We start from the raw sequence: 7,010 nt of genomic DNA, 5'->3' as shown, positions 1-7,010 counted from the left end.
TGCTAATCTTTCTTTTGTCAAAATACTCGGTTTTATATCAATTTTAGTATAAACCTGTCCTACTTTATGTGTAGGACGCTTAATATTTACGTATGAAAACTATTATAAAAATCACATATGCAATTGTGGTATTTGCCGTTTCAACCGGTTTTTCTTATGGACAGCATTTCATTGATAAGAAAGAAACAGATGTACACCTGATGTCTGAAACATATCAATGGCCTACAGATCCTGATGTATTAGAAAAACTTGATAAATGGCAAGACCTGAAATTTGGGGTAATATTTCACTGGGGACTTTATTCTGTAGAAGGGATAAACGAATCATGGCCTCTCTGCTCAGAAGAACGTTTCTACAACAGAAGAAAAAAAATCCAGCCTGACATGAACTACGAACAGTTCAAGCAATGGTACTGGAACCTGAGCCAAAAATTCAATCCTACAGAATTTAATCCTGAAGAATGGGCCGATATAATGTCTGACGCCGGAATGAAATACATTGTATTCACTACTAAGCATCACGAAGGTTTCTGTATGTTCGACACACAGACTACAGATTTCTCAATTACTAAAGGTCCGTTCAAAAACAACCCTCTTAAAGATGTAACATACCATGTCTTTGATGAGTTCCGTAAAAAGAATTTCATGATTGGAGCCTATTTTTCCAAACCGGACTGGCACAGCGAATTTTACTGGAATCCGGATATGGCAACTCCGGACAGAAACGTAAATTACAAAATAAAGCAACATCCGGAATGGTGGAAGAGGTTCAAGAAATATACAGCTCAACAAATAGACGAACTTACTACCAAGTATGGCAGAATTGATATCTTATGGTTAGACGGAGGACAAGTAAGACCTGAAAACGGACAAGATATAGAACTTGATAAAATAATAGAAAAAGCACGAAAGACTCAAAAGGGAATGCTTGCCGTTGACCGTACGGTTCCGGGAAAAAACGAGAACTATGCAACACCGGAAATGAGAATTCCGCCAAAGCAGCTGGATTACCCATGGGAAAGCAACATCCAGCTTACCAAAGGATGGGGATGGAGAGAAAAGACAGAATACAAGTCGGCAAGATGGATAATCAATACTCTGATTGAGATTACCGCAAAAGGAGGATCATTCCTTGTAGGCGTAGGTCCTACCCCACAAGGAACAATAGAAGAAGAAGCTGTTATACGGCTTAAAGAAACCGGACAATGGCTGAAAAACTACGGAAAGGCTATTTATTCAACAAGAATAACACCAAATTATAATGATGGAAATACCTGGTTTACATCTTCGAAAGATAAGAAAACCATATACGCCATATATGCTCTTCCTGAAGGAGAAAAACTTCCTAAAACCATATCATGGAAAGGCAACATGCCTAAAGGTAATATCCGCATTGTAAATAACAACAGAAAAGTAAAATATTCATGCGACGGTGATAATGTAACCGTTACTCTTCCTGAAGGATTGAAAGATGAACCAATAGCGTTATATTTCAAAAAATAAAGATTACGTAAAATAAACAACAGGTTGTCAGATTATGGAATCATAATATTTGACAACCTGTTTCATTTATAAATAATAAATCGTTTCTAATTTGATATTCTGCTTGAAATTTGCCAAATATCAATTTGCTCATCAGTGGTAAATACACCATTAACTTTATCATAAAGAATAGATGAATTTACGTATTTTCTATTATATAACTCACCTTTTAAGAGCGGATTATCTGAACCATAGCTATAAGCAGCTCCATTTACCAAATTCCTTACAAACAATTTCTCTGGCTTATCTGCCGACAGATTTACATCTATCTTCCACTGCCCCAATTCAATGCTTCCATTATTATTTTTGACTTCTAATGCAGTTTTTCCAGGTTTCATTATCTGAATTACTGTCAGGAACCTACATGCCGACTTATCTTCAACTGTTGCCGTAAGATGCCATTGATTAGGATAATCAGATGTTGACGATGTAACAGGAGGAACAACAAACTTATCAGTCTGCGTAATATTGACATCGTTTTCACTAAACATTTGTGCCACTGCTGTTACTCCGTCTGACGTACGCGATGTAAAAGACAATCCATCAATATCAAACATTGACTTGCTATGAAGCAACCACTCCCACTTTACCGGTGACGAGGCTTCAAGCTCATCATAAATAAGTATTATATTCGGGTTAAGCATAAACATCTGTCTTCTGTATTTAGTAAGCGGGGTACTTCCAAATCCGAACTCCGGTGTCTGAGTTATTCCTGCATTATCAAAAGCATTTACCCATAATTCATCATCAGTAATTCCGCTATACGCCTTTGATGCATCTCCCAGGCAATAACTGATGTTACTTCCACTACCAGCACGCATTATCATGCCATAACCTTCAGTGGAAAACGGCTGACCAATACCATTTACAAGAATTGTATTGTGTGCCCGGGTATGTCTGTAAGACATAATGTTATGCGCATCACTAAAGTTCAGATAATATCCTGAATGATAATAGACTTCTTTTCCACCATATAGAAGATTAAAGCTGTTCTGATCGGCCAAGGTATGACTACCCGAACCGAATGTGCTAGAGCGGAAACTTAGTGTCATATTATTTTCCATATATTCCAAATCGCTGTGCATCACTACTTCACCTATATCCTTATACCACTTCATCTTAGGAGCATCAGCAGGCAAAGACATATTATATTTTTCGGTGTTGGCCATTCTGTATAGCCTGAGATCAATATCCTGCTTTATCAAATCAGAACATTGTCCGGCATACCAACCTGCATACTGGTCGCCTGTTTCCCTAGCCAGAAAATCAGCAAAGGCAGCACGCTGTCTTCCTGGTTCATCACGTTTCTCGCTACCGTCGCCGAAGCCTGCACTTTTTGAATTAGGAGGCCAACTGTAAAGCAGATATTGTCCTGCATTCTGATACCACGGATGTTGAAGGTAGTCAGCATGCGATATGTATGACAAAATCATTGGCATATAGTATAATGTCTTTATATTGGCTTCGAAATATCCTGTACCATTTATCCATGCACCATCTCTATTAAAACCCGAAGCAGGAGCTCTGGCAGTCCACAGTTCATAATAATATTCCAACATTTCCAACATAATATCTGCATAAGAAGGATTATCATACATACACAAAGCAATCTGAAACAACACCCTCATATTTTTTTGCCAAAAATGATTATCGAATATATGATTTTCCTGCATTCCGCAGTACATTCTGAAATAATATTCGGCTATACGATAGAGTTGTTCATCAGCAATAGATTTTTTATCAGCGGGTAGTTTATCATATAACAAATCATATGGAGCAAGAATACCGTATGCAATATTAGTTGACGAAAAATTGTCCTTGAACAAGTCCGAGTCACTATATGGATTGTCTATAAAAAGCATAAATATTTCTTCCATCTTTTTCAGGTACTGTTCGTCTTCGGTAATCATATATGCCTGATAAAGATATTCCACATTCATTGCTACAGTTTCCAATCCTGATTCACTGAAAGGGAACATCAGAGATGCATAATCAATGTCCAAAGCCGATTTTGCACGTGACACCAATGCTTTAAACTCGGGATGTGAAGTTGCCTTCGCTCTTGCATCACTCATATAAGGACTAAGGAAACAGTATAAACGCGGAAACTGCTTGGGAAGATTTGATTTAAACGTTTCAAATACAGGTGTCAGGAAAACCGGAGTATCATCTTTCACCTCGAACGGAATGGACTCACTCCATTCACCATAATTCTGGTCTGCACATACATTACGATATCTCCAAAACCACTTTCCTGGAGACAAACTGAAATGTGGATTATACATACACCATTTTTGCAGTTCAGATGTTATGGAATTTTCATTACCAAAGCTATCATCCTGCGAAAGCTGGAATTGCAAGAACTCCCCTTTCTTCATTTCCTGAGGGACTATCAAAGGAGACGGGTTTATATACAACTCATTTGACATTTTTGGATATGGCTGAGTGCGAGTTTTATCATGCCATGCATCCGGAATATCCTGTTTTTGAGGTTCCATAGGCAATGGTATCTCTGTCTTATCAGAACACGAAGTCATAACAAAAAAGGCTCCTATAATCCAAAATACATTCTCTACTATTTTCATCATCATTTTAAATATTGTTTAAATTGTATTCTACAAACAATACAATAACTTCAAGAAAAAGAAAATGCACCTCTAATTTATATGATAATTCCATATCATAATTATTATAAAGGTGCATTTTATATGCTGTCAAACAGCTAACTGATTATATATTACCCTATTGAAAACTTACTAATTATTACACTATTTTATTTCGAAAATATTGTGATAACAGGACGGATGGCAAATGTTGACGCCTTTGAATTTACACTTACTCCAAATGCCTTACTTATGGTTTCGGCACCATCAACTAATGATGTTTGTACAGCCATAACCTGACCGCTTTCGGTCACTGAACTGGACATTACATTTGAAGCACTTGTATGAGCTCCGAACCAGGACTTGTCTGTAGTCATTAAACTGCTAAGAAGACCTGCAAATTCTTCATCTTTTGTTATAGAAGAAGGTTCTTCACTTTCCACTCCTGTATATCCCAAAGTCATACCCATAACATCAAGCAACTGACGTGAAGAAGGTATATACCAACCACTGACATTCTTCAATCCAGAAACTGAATTAGTAGTTTTCCATGCTTCATATTCAGCCATCAACTGTGAACTGCTCAAAGAATTCGTATTTACAGCTTCCATAAATTTCTGTGTATAAACATAACCATTATAATCATCGGCAGCCCATGGAGTTTCAATACCTATTGAAGTCAAATCAAGAGGAGTATCGACAGTAGTAAAAGCCTTACGGGCAACACTGCTCAACCCCATAGCATATCCCCAGATTTTTTTACCATTAAAATTTTCACCATAATTCGAAGGAGTATCGCTACCTTTGGCTCCTACAGCAAATACTATTGCTATAGAATTATCTGCTGCATAAGTATCTGAGAAAGTTCCATCTTTCTGAAGGAACTGACCAACTTTCGGTGCTGCCGGATCAACAAATGAATCATCAATATCTACATCAATACCTACATTAGTATTTGCTGATGCAAAATCAATAGAAGCAGTTACTTCATAATTAGCCTGCAAAGGAATATTCTGTCCCTTAACAGTATTGGTTTTATCGCCAACAGTCATAGAGATGTCTCCAAGCTGATTATCATCTGATCCAGCAAAAACATAATTATAGAACCATGTTGAAGTTTCAATATCAACAGGAGCAGAACCTTCTAATTTTATTTCCTGAGTTGTTGCTGTTGTGTTATCCTTGACATTAAAACCGCTAGGAACTGAATATGAAATGCTTAACGATGTAGCATCGTTTACTGTCTGCTGGTTCTTATCTACAACAGATAATTTGGTAAACGGACGTTTAAGAGTTACCGAAGATACTCCATTTAAAGCCTTTCCATAGAAGGCATCACATGCTGTATTGTTGAAAATAGAGTTATCTGTTACTTTGTAAGAGATATTTGCCAAATCGGTTGTTGTATAATATTTGTCAGTATAGTTATCTGCCTCTTCAGTAACTTCATCAATATAGTCAGCCCAGAAATAACAGGTATAGCTATTCTCTGCAGGAGTAAAAGAAAAACGGAAAGCACCATTTACTTCTGATCCTGTTGCTATTTTCTCAATTCTCAAATCTTCGGCAGAAGAATAATCAACCAGCATAATACAACGTAAAGAGTGACCTTCAGGAGGTGTAGGCAAGGCACGTGACTCGCTACTGTTTATAATAGAAGGTACATTAACAGTCATTGTTACAGGAGCAAGCGACTCTGAATTTGTCAAACTTTCCTGAACACATGAAGATAGCCCCATTAACAAAGCTGAAGCTGCAAAAAATAAATTTCTTTTCATAATTACTTATTTTTAGTCATTAAATTATATAATAAAAATATTATTCTACCGGTACTTCTACTTCTGCATTTCCTCCAAAATCTGTATCTACATCTACACCATCACCTGGTTTTGTTGTAAGGAAATCAAAAGTTATTTTCTCATTTTCTGTATTCTGAAAAACAAGATTGAATGTGGAAGAAGCAAGTTCTACTTTTTTATTCGGATCTGTTACATCCTCAACTTTTAATGTTACCGAAAGAGGAGATACAGAATTTCTCGAACGCACATCATCAACAAACACATAATCAAATAATAATGAAAGTTCTTTTTGATTATTTTCCGGCCGCTTGATAGTACGGCTGAAAGACTGGAATTTAAAAGCCTCTTTTGTAATACCGTCAAGTGCATTGAATCCTGTTGGAACATAATCATTATAAGTCAATGTCAACTGGATACTTTCAGTATGTGGATTATTGTCAAGAAATTTCTGTACATCAGTAGCAACAAGTTCATAACGAATCATTGGTGATATGGTTTTTACTTCAACAGGAACCGTTTCACCCCATCTATCTTTGTACTCTGTAAGATCAAGTTCTTCTGAACTATAATATGCTTTCTTATACTCTGAGTTGCCTAAATAATTATTATTGCCTTTTCTGATCAAAATAAGGCCCTGATCAGTATATATATCATATATAGGATTTTCATCTTCGCTATAATAATCTACCCAGGTCACAAGAGTATATTTGCGTGCGTGAAGTTCAAGCTTTACCTCTGTTTGCAAACGATTAGTCAACGGCTTGTCCTCATAAATTATTTTCTGAGCTCTTAGTTCCCTACCTTCATAGGCAGCAACAACGATTCTATGCTTATATATTTTCTCTTCCAAACGTGAATCCAAATCTACGTTTCCAGCCTCAGAACTGCCAAGATCTACAGAAACCACAGCATTCACAGTTACCAAAGTCGGATCTATTCCTATTTCTCCATTTTCAGTCATTTCAGGATATTCCATAAGGCAACTGTTCAACAAAACCGGACAGGCAGCAATTATAATAAAGCGTACAAGCCTATTTATAAATATATTCTTTTTCATTCTTCAAAGT

General features: G+C 36.7%; 4 protein-coding genes. 1 reads left to right on the top strand and 3 read right to left on the bottom strand.

Annotated features, from left to right (window positions below; all coding sequences use genetic code 11):
* Window positions 1–92: 92 nt before the first annotated feature.
* Complete coding sequence (locus OCV82_RS11915) at window positions 93–1,502, top strand: alpha-L-fucosidase (protein ID WP_154044589.1); 1,410 nt, start codon at window positions 93–95, stop codon at window positions 1,500–1,502.
* An 86-nt stretch (window positions 1,503–1,588) separates the two neighbouring features.
* Here the strand turns inward: OCV82_RS11915 and OCV82_RS11910 are convergent, their stop codons facing one another.
* The 3 genes from OCV82_RS11910 to OCV82_RS11900 form a co-directional block, all read right to left on the bottom strand.
* The gene (locus OCV82_RS11910; RefSeq protein WP_262543631.1) at window positions 1,589–4,132 is read right to left on the bottom strand and encodes a DUF4962 domain-containing protein; all 2,544 of its coding nucleotides are present in this window, start codon (window positions 4,130–4,132) and stop codon (window positions 1,589–1,591) included.
* Window positions 4,133–4,314: 182 nt separating this feature from the next.
* The gene (locus tag OCV82_RS11905; RefSeq protein ID WP_154044588.1) at window positions 4,315–5,922 is read right to left on the bottom strand and encodes a DUF6562 domain-containing protein; all 1,608 of its coding nucleotides are present in this window, start codon (window positions 5,920–5,922) and stop codon (window positions 4,315–4,317) included.
* A 40-nt stretch (window positions 5,923–5,962) separates the two neighbouring features.
* Window positions 5,963–7,000, bottom strand: coding sequence for a DUF6562 domain-containing protein (locus OCV82_RS11900; protein WP_154044587.1), 1,038 nt, complete (start codon window positions 6,998–7,000; stop codon window positions 5,963–5,965).
* Between the last annotated feature and the right edge of the window lie 10 nt (window positions 7,001–7,010).

The organism is Bacteroides cellulolyticus (genome assembly GCF_025567135.1).
GTDB lineage: Bacteria > Bacteroidota > Bacteroidia > Bacteroidales > Bacteroidaceae > Phocaeicola > Phocaeicola cellulolyticus.
The sequence above is the reverse complement of the archived record's forward strand: the minus strand, read 5'-3'. Positions and strand labels throughout refer to the sequence as shown.

What these genes read in the sequence shown, in the direction of transcription:
- OCV82_RS11910 (WP_262543631.1), bottom strand. Translation starts at nt 4,132, where the DNA reads ATGATGATGAAAATAGTAGAGAATGTATTTTGGATTATAGGAGCCTTT.
- OCV82_RS11900 (WP_154044587.1), bottom strand. Translation starts at nt 7,000, where the DNA reads ATGAAAAAGAATATATTTATAAATAGGCTTGTACGCTTTATTATAATT.
- OCV82_RS11915 (WP_154044589.1), top strand. Translation starts at nt 93, where the DNA reads ATGAAAACTATTATAAAAATCACATATGCAATTGTGGTATTTGCCGTT.
- OCV82_RS11905 (WP_154044588.1), bottom strand. Translation starts at nt 5,922, where the DNA reads ATGAAAAGAAATTTATTTTTTGCAGCTTCAGCTTTGTTAATGGGGCTA.